Origin of the sequence: Streptomyces sp. NPDC051684 (assembly GCF_044453445.1) — a bacterium.
GTDB lineage: Bacteria > Actinomycetota > Actinomycetes > Streptomycetales > Streptomycetaceae > Streptomyces.
Map to the genome: position 1 here is coordinate 1 of NZ_JBITCS010000026.1, position 17,301 is coordinate 17,301.

Below are 17,301 nucleotides of genomic sequence, written 5' to 3' on the forward strand. Positions count from 1 at the left end.
AGGGAGGCGACGCGGAGCGTCGTCGACCGACGACAACGCCGCGAGCGTGCGTGCCAGGCCCCGCGAGCCCGGCCTGATCCAAACGACAAGCCCTACCCCCGCCAGGGCCCGGACCGGGAGCTGAAGAAGACGGTCGAGGGCTACCGGAAGGGCAGCGTCGACGCCGACACGCTTCGCGCCACCGCCGCCGAACTCCGTGGCTCCGCCTGGCGGGAACTGGCCGCTTCCGGCATCGACGAGGTGCCGACCGGCGACTTCTCGTACGACGACCACGTGCTGGACACGACCGTCATGGTCGGGGCGGTGCCCGAGCGCCACCGGGCCGCCGTCGCGGCGGACGCCCTGGACGGGTACTTCGCCATGGCGCGCGGCACCCAGGATATCGCCCCGCTGGAGATGACCAAGTGGTTCGACACCAACTACCACTATCTGGTGCCGGAGTTGGGGCCCGACACCGAGTTCACCACCGACTCCGGCAAGCAGGTCGCGGAGCTCCGGGAGGCCCTCGCCCTCGGACTCGACGCCCGTCCCGTGCTGGTGGGTCCGGTCACCTACCTCTTGTTGTCGAAGCCCGCTCCCGGTGTGGCCGAAGACTTCGATCCGCTGACCCTGCTGGACCGGCTGCCGCCCGTCTACGCCGAGGTGCTCTCCGACCTGCGCGCCTCGGGGGCCGCCTGGGTACAGCTCGACGAGCCCGCCCTGGTCCAGGACCGCACCCCGGCGGAGCTGAACGCCGCCGCTCGCGCCTACCGTGACCTCGGTTCCCTCGCCGACCGGCCGAAGCTCCTGGTCGCCTCGTACTTCGACCGACTCGGCGAGGCGCTGCCGGTGCTCGCCAAGGCGCCCGTCGAGGGGCCTCGCGCTCGACCTCACCGGATCCGCCGCCGCCAACCTGGAGGAACTCGCCGCCGTCGGCGGCCTGCCCGGCAAGCGGCTCGTCGCCGGCGTGGTGAACGGCCGCAACATCTGGGTCAATGACCTGGAGCGGTCCCTCGCCACGCTCGGCACCCTGTTCGGGCTCGCCGACCGCGTCGACGTCGCCCCTTCCTGCTCGCTGCTGCACGTTCCCCTGGACGCGTCCGTGGAGCGGGACATCGAGCCGCAGATCCGGCGCCGGCTCGCCTTCGCCCGCCAGAAGACCACCGAGGTCTCCACCCTCGCCAAGGGACTGACGCGAGGCACAGGCGTGGTCGCGGCCGAACTCACCGCCAACCGTGCCGCGTTGAACTCCCGCGCCACCTCCCCCATCACCCACGATCCGGCGGTACGGGCCCGGACCGCCGCCGTCACCGACAGCGACGCGCGCCGCTCGCAGCCCTGCTCCGAGCGGACCGCCGCCCAGCGGGCCCTCCTGAACCTGCCACTGCTGCCGACCACGACCATCGGCTCGTTCCCCGCAGACCGGTGAACTCCGCACCGCGCGAGCCGACTTGAGGACCGGACGCATCGACACCGCGGAGTACGAGGACCGGATGCGCGGCGAGATCCGCGAGGTCGTCTCCTTCCAGGAGAAGACCGGCCTCGACGTGCTCGTGCACGGCGAGCCCGCGCGCAACGACATGGTCCACTACTTCGCCGAACGGCTCGGCGGATACCTGGCCACCCAGCACGGCTGGGTGCAGTCCTACGGCACCCGCTATGTCCGCCCTCCGGTCCTCGCGGGCGACATCACCCGCCCCGAACCGATGACCGTGCGCTGGACGACGTACGCGCAGTCGCTCACCGGGCGTCCGGTCAAGGGCATGCTCACCGGCCCGGTCACCATGCTCGCCTGGTCCTTCGTCCGCGACGACCAGCCACTGGGCGACACCGCCCGGCAGGTCGCCCTCGCCCTGCGCGACGAGGTCAACGACCTTGAGTCAAATGGCACTTCGGTCGTCCAGGTCGACGAGCCCGCGCTCCGCGAGACGCTTCCACTGCGCGCTGCCGACCGCGCCGACCATCTCGCCTGGGCCACCGAGGCGTTCCGCCTCACCACCAGCGGCGTCCGTCCGGACACGCAGATCCACACCCACATGTGCTACGCCGAGTTCGGTGACATCGTGCGGGCCATCGACGCCCTCGACGCCGACGTCATCAGCCTGGAGGCGGCCCGCCCCACATGCGGATCGCGCACGAGCTGGCCGCTCACGGCTACCCGCGCGAGGCCGGTCCGGGCGTGTACGACATCCACTCGCCGCGCGTTCCCAGCGTCGACGAGGCAACGGTCCTGCTTCGTACGGGTCTTGAGGCCATCCCCGCCGAGCGGCTGTGGGTCAATCCGGACTGCGGCCTGAAGACCCGCGGCTGGGCCGAGACCCGGGCCTCCCTGGAACACCTCGTCACCGCCGCACGCGCCGTCCGTGCGGAGCTCGGGACGAACGGCACCGCGCACTGACGCACTGCTGTGAAGCGCTCGCCCCTGGTGCCGACATTCCGGCACCAGGGGCGAGGGACGCTCACCGGGCCTGCGTCAGGCAGTCGGCGCGTACGTGCGCTTTCCTCGCCGGTACGCGATCTCGCCGAGCGCGATGTCGCAGAGCACGAACGCCGCGAGCGGCAGGCCGAGCAGCGGCACGAAGTAGCCGAGCAGGGCGATCACCACCAACGACGGCACCACGACGTACGGCGGCACCTGCTGCCAGGCGCCGCGCGGGACCGGCCGCCCGAAGGCGGAGCCGCGTCCGCGCTGCCACCACATCCGATACCCCCACACGATCAGGAGCACCACGGCCAGGGCGAGCGCGCCGAGGGCGATCTGGTTGACGAGGCCGAACAGGTTGCCGGTGTGCAGGTCGATGCCCCAGCGGGACAGCTTGGCGAGCACCGGGTAGTCGGCGAACCGCACCACGTCCGTGACCCGGCCGCTCGCCGGGTCGACGGCGACGGCATCCTGCTTCTCCGGCCAACTCCGTTGGATCTGCTGGACGACGTACGCCGAGGAGGCGTCGGCGGGCGGGACGATCTCCACCGGGTTCGAGAGGCCTTCGGCGCGGGCCGCCTTCAGCACCGCGTTCAGGCCGACGCCGCCGTCGCTTCCAGGCGCACTCGACCCGCCCATGTCGTGCCCCGCGTGTTCGCCGCCGGAATCCGGGGCCGCGGTCGCGGTGACGGCCGGTGTCGTCTGGCCGAGCGCGGCACGCAGGTCGGTGATGCTCGCACCCGCGTACGTCGACCAGGTCAGGCCCGTCGCGGACAGGAAGAAGAGTCCGAGCGCCGCCCAGACGCCCACCGACCCGTGCAGCGAAAGGGTCCGCCTGCGGCCGCTCGTGCCGCGGATTGCGCGGCGGGAGCGGCGGCGGCCGAACCAGAGGACGAGGCCGCCGCCCGCGATCACCCACGTCCAGCTCGCCGCGAACTCGCTGTAGAGACGGCCCACTTGGCCGAGGTGGAGGTCGCGGTGGAGCTCGTCGATCCAGGTGCGCAGCGGCAGCGCGCCGGTGGATCCGTACTGTTCGAGGGCGCCGCGGATCTCGCCGTCGTACGGGTTCACGAACACCGCGAGCGTGTGGTCGGCGTCGACTCCCGCGACGCCGGAGAGCATGACCCGGGTCGTCGCCCCGGCCTCGGGCGAGGGCCGCACGGCGCTGACGTCTCCTTCCGGATGAGCCTTGCGGGCGGCGGCGACCTGATCGGCGACGGGCAGCTCGGACCTGCCCACGGGAACGTTCAGCTCATGGGCGTAGACGATCTTCTCGGCCTGGAAGGAGCCCGCGTAGAGCAGGCCCGTGACCGCGGCGACGAACAGGAACGGGGCGACGAACACCCCGGCGTAGAAGTGCAGTCGAAGCACCAGCGGGCGAAGTGACGCCCAGGCCGACCGGGTGGCGGGCGGTGACGGCGGTGCGTCCCGGCCCTCTTCCACCGGCCGGGAATCCGGGGTGTCCGAGGTTTCGGAGGTGATGGACAACGTGGTCCTCCAGTTCTGGGCAGCACGGAGTCCGGGCGCGGGCCGCTCGGCCCTGGGCGCATCCGGATCCGGTGCGGTGCATGGGGACTCGGCCGCGCGGGCCCGCTCAGGGCGTGCGCACGGCCGACGCCCGAGGGTGCGGCGCAGCCTCGGGTGAACCGGCTGTCGTCAGGCGACAGCGTTCCCTGCGGGTGGACCTCTGGAGGTGATGGGGTCCGCGAGGAGGAGCTCGCGCGGCGTACGGTCGCGCCGGGCGCGGCGGACCCGGACGCGCGGCCGGTGCGGCGGAGTCGGAAGGCGGAACGGGAGCCTGAGCGGTGCGACGATCCGGCCGACGACGCACCTCGCGAGGCGGAACGCGGCCTGCTCACCGTACGCGAGCCACAGCCCGCTCAGCACGGCGGCCAGCAGGTGGGCCGTGAGCATGCCGGAAGATGACATGCCACCCATGTCATGACCGCCGTGTGCCATGTCATGTATGCCGCCCGTACCACTCATGCCACTCATCGGGGCCATGGCACCCGTCGAGCCGGCCGGCATGGACTGCATGGGCATGTCGCCCATTCCCGTGGGCTCCATGGGCGCGCGGCACAACACGTGGTCCAGCCACCGCCCGGCGACGGAACCGCCGGACGCCGCCGGGTGCGTGACCACCTGCGCCCACGAGAAGAAGACGTGCAGCGCCGCCTGCGCGGCCACCGTCAGACCCACGACCGGCAGGATTCCGCGCTCACGGCCGGTGGGCACCCACGCCGCCGCACCGGTGGCCGCGCATCCGGCGGCCAGAGCCCACCAGGGCACGGTGTCACCGGACATGAGCGTGTGCGCCAGCGCCGTGAGCAGCACGCAGACGGCCGCGAGCATCGCGGCCCGTCCAGCGCGAGCGTCCCGGCGTGTGGTCATGGCCGACCCATCTTGGCATCCGCGCCCCGGTGATCACCGGCAGGTTCGCAACCCGGCATGCGCACCGCGGAAGCCACGTAGGATCGCCAGGTCATCACCGCGACGGGTGACAGGAAGCCGGTGCGAATCCGGCACGGTCCCGCCACTGTGACCGGGCAGAGCGCGTCAACGCTGCCCGGGAGTCAGGTCACTGGCCCGTCGCGGGCTTGTTCCGAGGAGCGCGGACTCCGTAGGAGGCTTCACGTGTACGACGGTCCGTACCGTCCCCATGCCCTTCCCCCTTCCCCTGTGCGACGGCTCTCCCGTGCGCGGCCGCGGCGCTTCGCCGTGCGGGCCTCGGCCGCCCTCGCCGCGCTGTCGGCAGCGGTACTCACCGCCGGTTGCGGCCCGTCCGGCACGGCGTCCTCGGCGTCCGAGCGCGCCGACGACCGCCCGAAGTCGTCGACTGCCGAGGGATTCCCCGTCACCATCGACAACTGCGGCGTCAAGACGACGTACGACAGGCCGCCGTCGCGCGCGGTCACCATCCATCAGCACCCCGCCGAACTCCTGCTCTCCCTCGGTCTGAAGGACCGGATGGTCGGCACGGCGTTCCCCGACTCAGTCGTCCTGCCGAGCCTGCGCGAGGACTACGCGTCGGTGCCGGAACTGGCCACGCGGGCACCGTCGTTCGAGAACGTCCTCGAAGCCGAACCCGACTTCGTCTACGGCGGCTACTCCAGCGCGTTCGACGAGAAGGAGGGCCGCTCGCGCAAGGCGTTCGCCGACGCGGGCATCGACACGTACCTCAACCGCGAGTACTGCGGCGGGAAGAACGTGACGATGCGCGACACCTACGCCGAGATACGCACCATCGGCAAGATCTTCGGAGTCCCCGACCGCGCCGACGCCCTGGTGTCCGACCTCCGCCGACGGGTCGCGAAGGCGAGCACCGCCGTCCGCGACCGGCCGCGGGTCCCCGTGTTCGTGTACGACAGCGGGGACAAGTCCGCCTTCACCGCGGGCGGCAAGGGCCTGGGCACACAGCTGATCCACCAGGCGGGCGGCCGCAATGTGTTCGCCGATCTGGACGACGTGTTCGGCGATGTCTCCTGGGAGCAGGTCGTCGACCGCAGGCCCGAGGTCATCGCGATCTACGACTACGCGGGCGACAAGAGCGTCGAGCAGAAGAAGCGCTACCTGCTCGCGCAGCCCGCGCTCGCCGACGTACCCGCCATCAAGCACAAGCGGTTCGTCGTGCTGCCGTTGACCGCGACGCTGGTCGGGGTCCGGTCGGCGTACGCGGTGGAGGGGCTCGCGCGCGGGCTGCACCCGGAGAGCTTCACGTGACGGCGCCCGCGGTCACCGACAAGCAGCCGGCCGGCGTGCGGGACCGACACATCGGCCAGGGGGTGCGGCTCACCGCCACCCTGGTCGTGCTCGCCGCGCTGCTTCTCGTCTCGCTGACGGCCGGACTCGCCATCGGCTCGGTGCGGGTGCCGCCCGGTCAGGTGTGGGGCATCGTGACGCACGCGCTGGGCGCCGACTGGTGGGGCGGCGCGGACTGGTCCCGAGCGCGCGAGACGATCGTGCTCGACGTGCGGGCGCCGCGTGTCCTGCTCGGCGCGAGACCGGCGCCGGTCTCGCGGTCGTCGGCACCGCCCTGCAGGCCCTGGTGCGCAACCCGCTCGCCGAGCCGTACTTGCTCGGTGTCTCGTCCGGTGCCTCGCTCGGGGCGGTCGCGGTCCTCGTGTTCGGGGTCGGCGTGTTCGGGGCGATGTCACTGTCGGCGGCGGCGTTCGCGGGTGCGCTCGGCGCGCTCGTCCTCGTCTACGCCACCGCGCGCACGGGTGGACGCATCACGTCCGGCCGCCTGATCCTGTCGGGTGTCGCGGTCGCGTCCATTCTCAGCGCGCTGCTCAACCTGCTGCTCACCACGGACCGCGGCAACGAGGCACGTACGGTCCTCGCCTGGACGCTGGGCGGTCTGGGCGGGGTGTCCTGGAACTCGCTGTGGTTGCCGGGACTCGGCCTGCTCATCGGGATCGGCGTCCTCATGGTGCAGGCGCCGAACCTGAACCTGCTGCTCGCGGGCGAGGAGGCCGCCACGACGATGGGCCTGGACGTGGCCCGTTTCCGCGCGCGGATGTTCGTGCTGGTGTCGCTCGTGACCGGTGTGCTGGTCGCGGCGGCCGGGCCGATCGGCTTCGTCGGCCTGATGCTGCCGCACATCGTGCGGCTCCTCGTCGGCGGCGACCACCGGCGCGTGCTGCCGACGGCCGCCCTGGGCGGCGCCGTGTTCCTCGTCTGGGCGGACATCGCGGCTCGGACGGTCGCCGCGCCGATGGAGATCCCGGTCGGTGTGCTCACGGCGCTGTGCGGCGGCCCGTTCTTCCTGTGGCTGATGCGACGGGACGCGCGGCGCACGAACGCGGGAGGTGTCGGATGACGCCCGCCGATCTCGCGGTCGAGAACCTCACGCTGACAGCGGGTGCCCGACGGCTGGTCGACGACGTCTCGCTGACCGCCCGCCAGGGCGAGACCGTCGGCCTCGTCGGCCCCAACGGCAGCGGCAAGTCCACGCTCCTGCGGGCCGTCTACCGGGTGCTGCGCCCGGACGCGGGAACGGTGCGTGTGGACGGCGCCGACGCGTGGTCGCTGCCGGTGCGCCGCCTGGCCCGCACGGTGGCCGCCGTCGTGCAGGACGCGGGGGCCGACGTGGAGCTGACGGTGGCCGAGGTCGTCGCGATGGGGCGCGCCCCGCACAAGCGTCTACTGGCGGGCGACACGGCGCAGGACGCCGCCCTGATCGAGTCATCACTCGCCTCCGTGGACGCAGCCGATCTCGCCGACCGCCCCTTCGCCCAGCTCTCCGGCGGCGAACGCCAACGCGTCCTCATCGCCCGCGCCCTGGCCCAGCAACCGTCCCTCCTCGTCCTCGACGAACCCACCAACCACCTCGACATCCGGCACCAGTTGGAGATCCTCTCGGCCCTGCGCCGACTGCCCGCCACGGTCCTGGTGGCCCTGCACGACCTCAACCTGGCGGCCCACTACTGCGACCGCCTGTACGTCCTGCGGGAAGGGTCGGTCGTGGCGTCGGGTCCACCGGGCGAGGTGCTCACGCCACGACTCCTCTCCGAGGTCTACGAGGTGACCGCCGAGGTCGTCGTCCATCCGCGCACACGACGGCCGCAGGTGACATATCTGCCGACGGACGAAGGAGGTCTTGGGTAGGACAACCGGGCGACTCGGGAATCGGTGTGGCCGCCGGCCGCGTTGGATCAACCGTCGGCCGCACGCCCCTGCTTCGTCCGCTTCCTCCAGGAGACCTCACTCATGGCAGAGCTCACGTCAGAGCCAGAGATCGACGCCCTCGTGTTCGACGTGCTGGGCACACTCGTCGACGAACCCGCCGGGATCCGTGCCGGTATCCGCCGACTCGCGCCGGCCCTCGACGACTCCACGGTCGAGGAACTCCTGGGGCTGTGGCGGCACCACATTGAGCGCGAGCAGCGACGCGTGGTCGACGGTGAGCGGGCCTACGCCGCCAGCCAAGTCGTCGACCTGGAGGCCGCGCGGGTCGTCGCCGAGGCCGCCGGGGTCGACGATGCGGCGGCGGTGGCCGAGCTGGCCCTGGCGGGGCGCAGGCTCCCGCCGTGGCCGGACACGGTGGCGGGGCTTGCCCGGCTCGCGCAACGGTTCCCGTTGATCGGACTGTCGAACGCGAGCCGGACGGCGCTGCTCGGCCTCAACGCACACGCCGGACTGCGCTGGCACCAGGCGCTGTCCGCCGAGGACGCCCGGACGTACAAGCCGGACCCGGCGGTCTACCGGCTGGCCGTCGATGTCTCCGGGCTGCCGCCCGAGCGGCTCCTGATGGTCGCCACCCATGCCTGGGACCTGCGCGCGGCACAGGCCTTGGGCCTGCGTACCGCCTATGTCGCCCGAACCGTCGGCGACCCGCCGGTCGCCTCCGACCGGTTCGACGTGTACGCCGACGATCTGGCCGGACTCGCCACTCGGATCGGGGCGTGACAGCAGGGGGTCTCAGGTGTGCGGCAGGAAGTCGGCGATCTCCGCAGCCACGATGTCGGGGACGAGCGACGGGGCGAAGTGCATCTGGCCGGGGAACGCCGTGTACGTGACCTTGGGCAACGCGGACGCGAGACGGTCGAGGGTCGTCGGCATCGGCTCCCAGGTGTCGGCGCCGCGCATCAGCAGGGTCGGGACGATGATGTGGGACCAGCGCTCCACGTCCGCCGAGTCGGCGATCAGCGATTCGAGGTCGCGACACCAGCCGTGCGCCTCGTCGGGTTCGGCGTCCGGTTCGGCGTCCGCACCAGCATCCTCGGGCGTGCCCGACTCCATCAGGTCCAGGAGCGCCGCCGGGACACGGGCCACCCTCTCCGCCAGCAGCCGGTCGGCGCTCCGCTGGTCGCCCTTCGCGGTCAGCTTCTGGAACTCCGCCAGTACGGGGGCCAGTTCGGCGCCCACCGCGTACAGCGGCGGCTCCCACAGCACCAGCGAACGCACCGGAAGGCCGGCCGCCGCCGCGTGCAGGGCGACGTTGGCTCCGTAGGACATGCCGACCAGGTGCACGGGGCGGCCGATCGTGGTGACGAGTGCCGCGAGATCCGCCACCTCGTCGGCGAAGCGCTTGGGCGAGCGGCCCGGCCCGCTCGGCGCGTAGCCGCGGCGCGCGGGTGTCCACACCTCGTAGCGGTCGGCGATGCGTTCGGCCACCGGCTGCCAGGAGTGCGGCCCACCGCCCGACCCGTGCACCATGACGACCGGCGGTCCGGAACCGAACCGCTGGTAGGCGATGGCGGTCCCGTCGGTGGACTCGACGGATGTGACGGGCCCGAAGAAGGACTCGGGTGACTCGAATTCGCTCGGCATGCCAGGACCCTCGCACGCCGCGCCGAAACCGGGCCACCCGATTTCGCCGCCCCCTTGGGTGACACTGAACCGACCATACGCAGCAGAGAGGTTGGATCATGACGCACGCGGTTGTCGCAGGCCTTGAGGGATTCCGGGACGACCTGGCCGACCTCTACCGGGACCTGCACGAGCACCCGGAACTGTCGCTGCAGGAGACGCGGTCGGCCGAGCTGCTCGCGCGGCGGCTGCGGGCCGCGGGCGTCGACGAGGTCGTCGAACACGTCGGCACGACCGGCGTGGTCGGTGTGGTGCGCAACGGCGAGGGCCCCGTCGTCATGCTGCGCGCCGACTTCGACGCACTGCCGGTGGAGGAGAAGACCGGGCTGCCCTACGCCAGCGTCGCCCGCGCGGTGGACCGTGAGGGCAAGGACGTACCGGTCATGCACGCCTGCGGGCACGACATGCACGCGGCCTGTCTGGTCGGCGCGGCGACCCTGCTGGCGGGGGCGCGCGAGCAGTGGCGTGGCACGCTGCTGCTGGTCTTCCAGCCCGCGGAGGAACTCGGGTGCGGCGCCCGTGGCATGGTCGACGACGGGCTGTTCGAGCGTTTCCCCGCCCCGGAGGTCGTGCTGGGCCAGCATGTGGGGCCGCTGCCCGCCGGGTTCATCGGCCACGGCAGCGGGCCCGTGATGGCCGCCTCGGACTCCCTCAATGTCACCCTGCACGGTCGCGGCGGGCACGGCTCGCGGCCGGAGGCGGCCATCGACCCGGTTCTGATGGCCGCCCATGTGGTGACCCGGCTGCAAGGTGTCGTCGCCCGTGAGGTGCCCCCGTCCGAGACGGCGGTCGTCACGGTGGGCCGTATGCAGGCAGGCACCAAGGACAACATCATTCCCGACACCGCCGAGTGGGCATCAACATCCGCTCCACAACGGCCGCCACCCGCGATCTCCTCCGCTCGGCGACCGAGCGCGTCGTCCGCGCCGAGGCCGTGGCGGGCGGTGCCACGCGCGATCCCGAACTCGCCTGGACCGGCAGCGTTCCCGCTCTGGTCAGCGACCCGGATGCGACCGCCACGACGCTGGCGGCGTTCGCCGGCCACTTCGGCGAGCAGCGCATCATTCCCATGCCGCCGGTCAACGCCAGTGAGGACGTTGGGGTGTTCGGTCAGGCGATCGGGGTACCGACCGTCTTCTGGTTCTGGGGCGGCCTCGACACCCAGACGGTCCTGGCGGCACTGGGGGCCGGCAAGCTCGACGACCTGCCGGCCAACCACTCCCCGCACTTCGCCCCGGAGATCGAGCCGACCCTGAGCACGGGCGTGGAGGCGCTCACGATCGCGGCGCTGACGTGGCTGGGCACGCCGTGACGGCAGTACCTCTCAGTAGCACCCCCTCAGCGGCACCCCTCGGTAGTGCCCCTCAGTAGTACCCCTTCGACCCGTCGAGCAGTTCCCGCACGATGTCCGCGTGCCCGGCGTGCCGGCCGGTCTCCTCGATGAGGTGGATCAGCATCCAGCGCAGATCGACCTTGCCGCCGCCGAACTTGGGGTGGCGGCCGATGTCGTCGAGGGAGGCCGCGGCCACGATGTCGTTGCTGCGGGCGCACTGGGACTCGTAGTCGATCAGCAGTCGTTCGAGGGGGACGCCGTCGGTGCGCCAGTCGGCGTCCTCGTCGTCCGACTCGTCGAAGGAGGGGTTCACCGTCTCGTCGCCACCGAGGAACAGCACGTCCAGCCAGGTGTGTTCGACCCAACGCATGTGGCTGATGAGTCCGGCCATCGTCATCGCCGGGGAGGTCGGGAGGACGCTGCGGCGCGCGTCCTCCTCGCTCAGTCCTTCGCACTTCCATCGCAGGATCCGGCGCTGGAGGTCCAGCCATCCGATGAGCGCGGTGCGCTCGTCGGTCTGGAACGGCGGGCGTTCGAGTGAAGGGGCCATGCCGGCGACGCTAGCGTGCGCGCCGGGCCGATGCCTCGGATTTTCGGCCTCCTCCGACTCGCGGCCTCCTCGGACTGTCGGCCTCCGAAGCCCGATCCCACCTGCATGTAACACCCAACGGCCTCTCGGCGCTGTCACCTAGAGGGGCTCCTCGGCAGTCGGCGGCCGAGGAGCCCCTCTAGGGCTTGTCGTTTGGATCAGGCCGGGCTCGCGGGGCCTGATCCAAACGACAAGCCCTAGGCGACAGCGTGCCGGCTACGTCCAGGCCCGCGTCACCGATCGGCTCCTCGCGCGCTCCCGCCGAGCGGTGGCGTGCCCACTGCCGCAGCCGCTCCGCCGGCCTCCTCGGCCCCGGCGGCTCGATGATCGACAAGGGGAACCCGCCGCTGCCGGTCGACTCCGACGCCCGCCGCGTCGCCGACGCCGGCACCGCGGGCACCGTCGACGAGGACCACGACGTGCCGGTCGGCGGCGACGAGTACCGGATGGCGACGGTCGCCCTCGGTGACGGGCGCGGCGCGGTCCAGGTGGCGCAGGAGTTCAGCGACACCGAGGACCTGCTGCGGGAGCTCCAGAAGCGCACGCTGCTGTTCGCGGCCGTGGTCGTCCTCGCGGCGGGCTTGTTCGGCTGGTGGCTGGCGCGCCGCATCACCTCGCGGCTCGTCCGGCTCGCCGAGACCGCCGAACGCGTGGCGTCGACGGGGCGGCTCGATGTCGCGGTCCCGGTCATCGGCCGCGACGAGGTGGGCAGCCTGGGCCGTTCCTTCGACCGGATGCTGGGCCGGCTCGCCCGTTCCAAGGAGGACCAGCGCCGCCTGGCCCAGGACGCGGGGCACGAACTGCGCACGCCGCTCACCTCGCTGCGCACGAACATCTCCCTGCTGCGCCGCATCGACGAGCTGCCGCCCGCGTCCCGCGACGAACTGGTGACCGACCTGAGCGACGAGTCCCGCGAACTGACCGATCTGGTCAACGAGTTGGTGAACCTCGCGGCGGGCCACCAGGACGACGAGTCGCCCGCCGACGTGGCACTCGCCGAGGACGTCGCCGTGCTGGCCCGCCGTCGCACGGGCCGCACGGTCACGGTCCGCGCCGATCCGGACACGGCGATCACGGGCCGCCCCACGCAGTTGCAGCGCGCCCTGACCAACCTGGTCGAGAACGCCGCCAAGTTCGACGCCGACGGCACCTCCCCCATCGAGATCACCGTCACCCGCATCCCGGGCTCCGGGGTCCGCCTGGAGGTCCTCGACCGGGGCCCCGGCCTCGACGAGGTCGACACGGAGCGCATCGAGGAAGAGGAGCGCTCCGCTGAACACCATGTTCACGAGGCTCGACAGCGGGAAGCGGAGGAAGGCCCGCCAGGTCGGCCGCGTGCGGCAGGTGATGCAGCTGTTCAGCAGGAAGGAGCCGACGACACTGACCATGAAGCCGACGACGTGCGCGATCAGATACGGGATCCACCGGTTGAGCGACACGTACACGGCCATGTACACCGCGGTATTGATGATCCCGATCAGCCCGAAGACGACGAACTGCCGAAAGGTGTGAAGAGCGCCCTTTCCGTGATCCGGGTTCTTGGGGCGCACGAACGCGTCCACGGTGAGCGCGGGCTCGGTTCCGGGCGCGGGCACGGAAACGCCCCGCTGTGCGCTCGCCTCGGTCTCGCGCACCACATAAGGCGGTCGGTGTTTCGTCTCACCGTAGATCCGTCCGACGTATTCACCGATGACGCCGAGCGTGGCGAGCTGGATTCCGCCCAGGGCCGCGATGGCGATCAGCAGCGTGGCGAATCCGGGGACGTCCACTCCGTGGATGACGACGTCGGCTGCGATCGACAGCGCATAAGCGAATGCCGCGAATGCGAGGCCGAGGCCCGCGTAGATGACGAGGCGCAGCGGGCGGCTGTTGAAGGAGATCAGTCCGTCGATCCCGTAGTTGAGGAGGCGACGGCCGCCCTATTTCGAGCGGCCCGCGGCGCGATTGACATTGTGGTAGGTGAAACTGACGGTGTCGAAGCCGATCCAGGAGAAGATTCCCTTGGAGAACCGGTTGGCCTCCGGCAGTGCGAGCACCGCGTCGACGGCGCGGCGCGAGAGCAGCCGGAAGTCCCCCTCGCCGTCGACGACGTCGACGTCCATGCAGCGGCCCATCGCCTGGTAGTAGGCCGAGCTGACGGTCCTGCGCAGCAGGCCCTCGCCGGAGTGGTCCCGGCGGGCTACGACCTGGTCGTAGCCGTGCCGGCGCAGTTCCAGCATCCGGTGCAAGAGCCCCGGCGGGTGCTGCAGATCGGCGTCCATGAGGGCCACGGCCGCGCCGCGCGACATCCGCAGCCCCGCCAGCATGGCCGCTTCCTTGCCGAAGTTGCGGCTGAAGGACGTGTAACGGACCCGCTCGTCCCCGGCGGCCAGATCGCGCAACTGGGCGCGGGTGGTGTCGCGGCTGCCGTCGTCGACGTAACAGATCTCGAAGAAGCGCTGCGAGTCCTCCAGGACTTCCATCAACGCACAATGAAATGTGTTGATCACTTCTTCCTCGTTGAAGCACGGCACAACAACTGAGATCTGACACGCTTCCATTCGTTAGGAGCCACCCTCGCCGCGTTATCTTTCGATCAGGCTGACCTGCGAAACCGAACGTCAGCACACCGCAAACCGTATTTCCGTGTCGCGCGGAATTCTTTCGCGGCGCCGATCGAGAAGGGGGCGGCCTGTGGTGCACGCACCGGAGAAGGCTGTTCGAGACCAGCGCACCGGTGTCGTTCCGGGACCGCGGAGGACATGGTGGCGGGCGGCCGCCCCCCTGGGGCTCATGTCACTGCTGCCGCTCGCCGTGCTCGGCTGCGCCGCGTGGAACGCCCGGCTGGTGCGGACCGGCGGCGACGACTGGTGCTTCCTTCCGGTGGTCCACGACGGCGGACTGTCCGCGATGGTGGGGAAGTTCTACCTCCACGACAACGGACGGATCGTCAACGCCGTGGCGGTGTGGGCGTATGCGCGGTTCGGCGGGGTGGGCCAGCAGTGGTTCGCGCCGGTGTCCGGTGTGCTCGTGCTCGCGCTGCTGTGGGCCTTCGCCGTCGCGGCGCTGAACGCCGCCCGGCTGCGGGTCCCCCGGGGTGTGCCGCTGCTGGCGGCGTCGATGGTGACGGCCCTGTTCCTGCTCGGCTCGCCCAATACCTACAAGACGTTCTACTGGCCGGCCGCCTCCGTCTCGCACACCCTGCCCCCGGTGTTCGCCTGCGCGGCGGCCGTCCCCGTGCTGTACGCGATGTCGCGGCGCGGCAAGCTCCTCGCGCTGGGCACCGTCGTCCTCGCGGGCGTGTCCCTGGGGCTCCTCTCCGAGGAGACGACTGTCGTCGCGGCGACCGTCCTGGCGTTCGCGCCGCTGATCAGCGGCCGTGTCTTCCCGGCGGCGCGGCGGCGGTTCCTGCGGCTGTGCTGCACGGCCGGCATCGGCAGTCTCGTGCTCGGCACGCTGATCCTTTACACCTCGCCCGGCGCCCAACGCCGGCACGAACGCAAGCACGCGTCGACGATGTTCACCCCCGACTCGCTGCTCGGCGCGCTGCACGGGTTCGGCGAGATCGCCGCCACGGTGCTCACGACCTGGTGGTACCTGGGGGCCGTCGTGGCGGGAGTGCTCCTCGGCGTCGTGTGTCCCGGGCTGCGGGGCCGCGCCTCCCTCGCGACGACGTACGTTCCGGTGCTCTTCGCGGGTGCCGGCGCGCTGCTCGTCTCCGGCGTCGACCTGGCGGCTTCGCTCGCGGGCCTCGGGTCCACGATGCAGGCGCACGCCCACGACTGGGACCGCCAGGACCGCTGGATGCGCGGGCAGGGGGCGGCAGGCGCCCAGGTCCTGCCGTACAAGCGGCTTCCCCAGAGCAGGATGACCGAGCCGTTCCGCCACGGCGGGAAGGCGAAGTGGCCCGCTTCGTGCATCGCCACCTACTACGGCGTGGACCACATCGAGCAGGCCCACAAGCTGCCGTGACTCAGCCCGCCCGTCCTGCCTGGGCCTGGAGGCGCCGGGCCCGGTCCAGGACTGGCTTGTCGACCATCTGGCCGTCGACCGTGGTGACCGCGTCGCCCGCGGCGAGCACGGATCGTGCCCAGTCCAGTTCGGCGTCGCTGGGGGCAAAGCCCGCGGCCACAGGCGGGAGTTGGGCGGGGTGGATGCACAACTTGCCCGCGAAGCCGAGGCGTCGGCCGTGGGCGACATCGGCGGCGAGGGCGGCCGTGTCCCGTACGGCGGTGGTGACACCGTCGAGCGGCGGGCACAGCCCCGCGGCGGCCGAGGCCAGCACCACCTGGGACCGGGCGTGGGTCAGCGCGAGGTGGTCTTCGTGGGCGACCCCGAGGTCGGCCGCGAGGTCCACATTGCCGAAGGCGAGCCGCACCACACCCGGTGCCTCCGCCACCTCGTGGGCGCGGAGCACCCCGCGCGCCGTTTCGATCAGGGCGATGAGCGGGCAGCGGCTGGCCGTTCGTGCCGCGACCTCCGAAAGAGCCGCCGGATCCTCGGACTTGGGGACCATCACCGGGCAGCCGTGTTCCGCCGCCACCGCCAGGTCGGCCTCGGACCAGGGCGTGCCGGGGGCGTTGATCCGCACGACCGGGCGATGCCCCGCGGCCAGCCGGGCGGCGACGTGCGTACGCGCCGTCTCCTTGTCGGCCGGGGCGACGGCGTCCTCCAGGTCGATGATGACGAGGTCGGCGCCGGAGGCGTGTGCCTTGGCGTAGCGGTCGGGGCGGTCGCCGGGCACGAAGAGGAGGCTGCGGGCGGCGGCGATCCGTTCACGGGCGTCGGGTGCGTCGGTCACGCGAACGTCACCTCCGCGGAGGCGTGCCGCGCCTCACGGTGCGTGGCCACGCCGAGCCGGGCGCCCCGCCCCTCGTCCGCGGGTGTCCCGGTGGCCAGCAGGTGTTCCCCGGCGAAGGCGGGCCGGTGCAGCCGGTAGGCGAGCGAACTCACCTTCCGTTCGGGCGAGTTGCGGCGCACCAGGTCCAGCATCAGCAGCGCCAGGAGCGGGCCGTGCACCACCAGTCCGGGGTAGCCCTCGACGTCGCGGCAGTACGGGGCGTCGTAGTGGATGCGGTGCGCGTTGGCGGTCAGCGCGCTCACCCGGAACAGCAGCCGCTCGTCGGCCCTGGCCCGCAGCTGCCAGGTGGCATCGGCGTGCGGGAGGGTCGTGCCGTCGATCGTGGCGGGGTGGCCTGCCGCGGCGCTGCGTCCCGAGCGGTAGACGATGTCCTGTTCCTCGACGAGGCAGGTGCGGCCGGCCTGGCGGAACTCTCTGCGTTCGGTGACGAAGAGCAGTTCGCCGCTGCGGCCGCTCTTGGGCGTGACGGAGGCGAGACCGCAGACGCGTTCGGCGGGTTCGCCGAGGCACAGCGGCTCCTCGACGGTCACGCGGCCGCCCGCGAACATCCGCTGCCGGTCGGGGATCGGCGGCAGGAAGCGGGCGTCGGCGAGGTGTCCGTCGGGGCCGAGTTCGCTCTGGGCGGGCCACTCCAGGAAGTACAGCCACTGCCACAGCGGGGGCAGGGGGTCGCCCGCCTTCGCGGCCGGTTCGGGCAGGTCGAGGACGGCCGAGAGGGCGGCGGCGGGGCCCGGCGGCAGGGCGTCCTCGTCGGTGGTCGCGGACGGCGCCCAGGACTCCACGTAGGAGGCCAGGGACGGGGTGGAGGAGGCGGGTCGCATGGGGGT

10 protein-coding genes, 5 pseudogenes and 1 riboswitch are annotated in these 17,301 nt (G+C 71.9%); of the genes and pseudogenes, 8 read left to right on the plus strand and 7 right to left on the minus strand.

Annotated elements, in window-relative coordinates; genetic code table 11:
- Window positions 1-120 precede the first annotated feature (120 nt).
- Window positions 121-2,377 (plus strand): annotated as a pseudogene (metE, locus tag ACIA8D_RS28105) (5-methyltetrahydropteroyltriglutamate--homocysteine S-methyltransferase).
- 75 nt (window positions 2,378-2,452) lie between these two features.
- Here metE and ACIA8D_RS28110 read toward each other — a convergent pair.
- A complete protein-coding gene (locus ACIA8D_RS28110) occupies window positions 2,453-3,844 on the minus strand; it encodes a PepSY-associated TM helix domain-containing protein (protein WP_399236741.1) in 1,392 nt (463 codons plus the stop codon).
- A gap of 213 nt (window positions 3,845-4,057) precedes the next feature.
- Window positions 4,058-4,792 (minus strand): hypothetical protein, encoded by a 735-nt coding sequence (locus tag ACIA8D_RS28115; protein ID WP_399236566.1) that lies wholly within the window; start codon window positions 4,790-4,792, stop codon window positions 4,058-4,060.
- A gap of 71 nt (window positions 4,793-4,863) precedes the next feature.
- A riboswitch (cobalamin riboswitch) is annotated at window positions 4,864-5,006 on the plus strand.
- 29 nt (window positions 5,007-5,035) lie between these two features.
- Between ACIA8D_RS28115 and ACIA8D_RS28120 the strand changes: the two genes are divergently transcribed.
- From ACIA8D_RS28120 to ACIA8D_RS28135, 4 genes and pseudogenes are all read left to right on the plus strand, one after another.
- A complete protein-coding gene (locus ACIA8D_RS28120; RefSeq protein WP_399236568.1) occupies window positions 5,036-6,121 on the plus strand; it encodes an ABC transporter substrate-binding protein in 1,086 nt (361 codons plus the stop codon).
- Between the two features lie 35 nt (window positions 6,122-6,156).
- Window positions 6,157-7,220: pseudogene (locus ACIA8D_RS28125) on the plus strand (FecCD family ABC transporter permease).
- The gene (locus ACIA8D_RS28130; protein WP_399236570.1) at window positions 7,217-8,008 is read left to right on the plus strand and encodes an ABC transporter ATP-binding protein; all 792 of its coding nucleotides are present in this window, start codon (window positions 7,217-7,219) and stop codon (window positions 8,006-8,008) included. Before ACIA8D_RS28125 ends, ACIA8D_RS28130 begins: the two are co-directional and overlap by 4 nt.
- A 102-nt stretch (window positions 8,009-8,110) precedes the next feature.
- Entirely contained in the window at window positions 8,111-8,809 is a 699-nt protein-coding gene (locus ACIA8D_RS28135) for a haloacid dehalogenase type II (RefSeq protein WP_399236571.1), read from the plus strand.
- A gap of 12 nt (window positions 8,810-8,821) precedes the next feature.
- Here ACIA8D_RS28135 and ACIA8D_RS28140 read toward each other — a convergent pair whose 3' ends face one another.
- Window positions 8,822-9,673 (minus strand): alpha/beta fold hydrolase, encoded by an 852-nt coding sequence (locus ACIA8D_RS28140; RefSeq protein WP_399236573.1) that lies wholly within the window; start codon window positions 9,671-9,673, stop codon window positions 8,822-8,824.
- 98 nt (window positions 9,674-9,771) lie between these two features.
- Between ACIA8D_RS28140 and ACIA8D_RS28145 the strand changes: the two are divergent.
- A pseudogene (locus tag ACIA8D_RS28145) lies at window positions 9,772-11,024 on the plus strand (amidohydrolase).
- 52 nt (window positions 11,025-11,076) lie between these two features.
- On the opposite strand, the gene ACIA8D_RS28150 reads toward ACIA8D_RS28145, so the two are convergent.
- Window positions 11,077-11,595, minus strand: coding sequence for a DinB family protein (locus tag ACIA8D_RS28150; protein ID WP_399236575.1), 519 nt, complete (start codon window positions 11,593-11,595; stop codon window positions 11,077-11,079).
- Window positions 11,596-11,936: 341 nt separating this feature from the next.
- Between ACIA8D_RS28150 and ACIA8D_RS28155 the strand changes: the two are divergent.
- Window positions 11,937-12,887, plus strand: a pseudogene (locus ACIA8D_RS28155) (HAMP domain-containing protein); the annotation flags it as partial.
- Window positions 12,888-12,890: 3 nt separating this feature from the next.
- Here ACIA8D_RS28155 and ACIA8D_RS28160 read toward each other — a convergent pair.
- Window positions 12,891-14,174 (minus strand): annotated as a pseudogene (locus ACIA8D_RS28160) (glycosyltransferase); the annotation flags it as partial.
- Window positions 14,175-14,406: 232 nt separating this feature from the next.
- Between ACIA8D_RS28160 and ACIA8D_RS28165 the strand changes: the two are divergent.
- Window positions 14,407-15,585 (plus strand): hypothetical protein, encoded by a 1,179-nt coding sequence (locus ACIA8D_RS28165; protein ID WP_399236577.1) that lies wholly within the window; start codon window positions 14,407-14,409, stop codon window positions 15,583-15,585.
- Window position 15,586: 1 nt separating this feature from the next.
- On the opposite strand, the gene ACIA8D_RS28170 is transcribed toward ACIA8D_RS28165, so the two are convergent.
- The gene (locus ACIA8D_RS28170; RefSeq protein ID WP_399236579.1) at window positions 15,587-16,414 is read right to left on the minus strand and encodes an HpcH/HpaI aldolase/citrate lyase family protein; all 828 of its coding nucleotides are present in this window, start codon (window positions 16,412-16,414) and stop codon (window positions 15,587-15,589) included.
- Entirely contained in the window at window positions 16,411-17,295 is an 885-nt protein-coding gene (locus tag ACIA8D_RS28175; RefSeq protein ID WP_399236581.1) for a hypothetical protein, read from the minus strand. Before ACIA8D_RS28175 ends, ACIA8D_RS28170 begins: the two co-directional genes overlap by 4 nt.
- Window positions 17,296-17,301 lie beyond the last annotated feature (6 nt).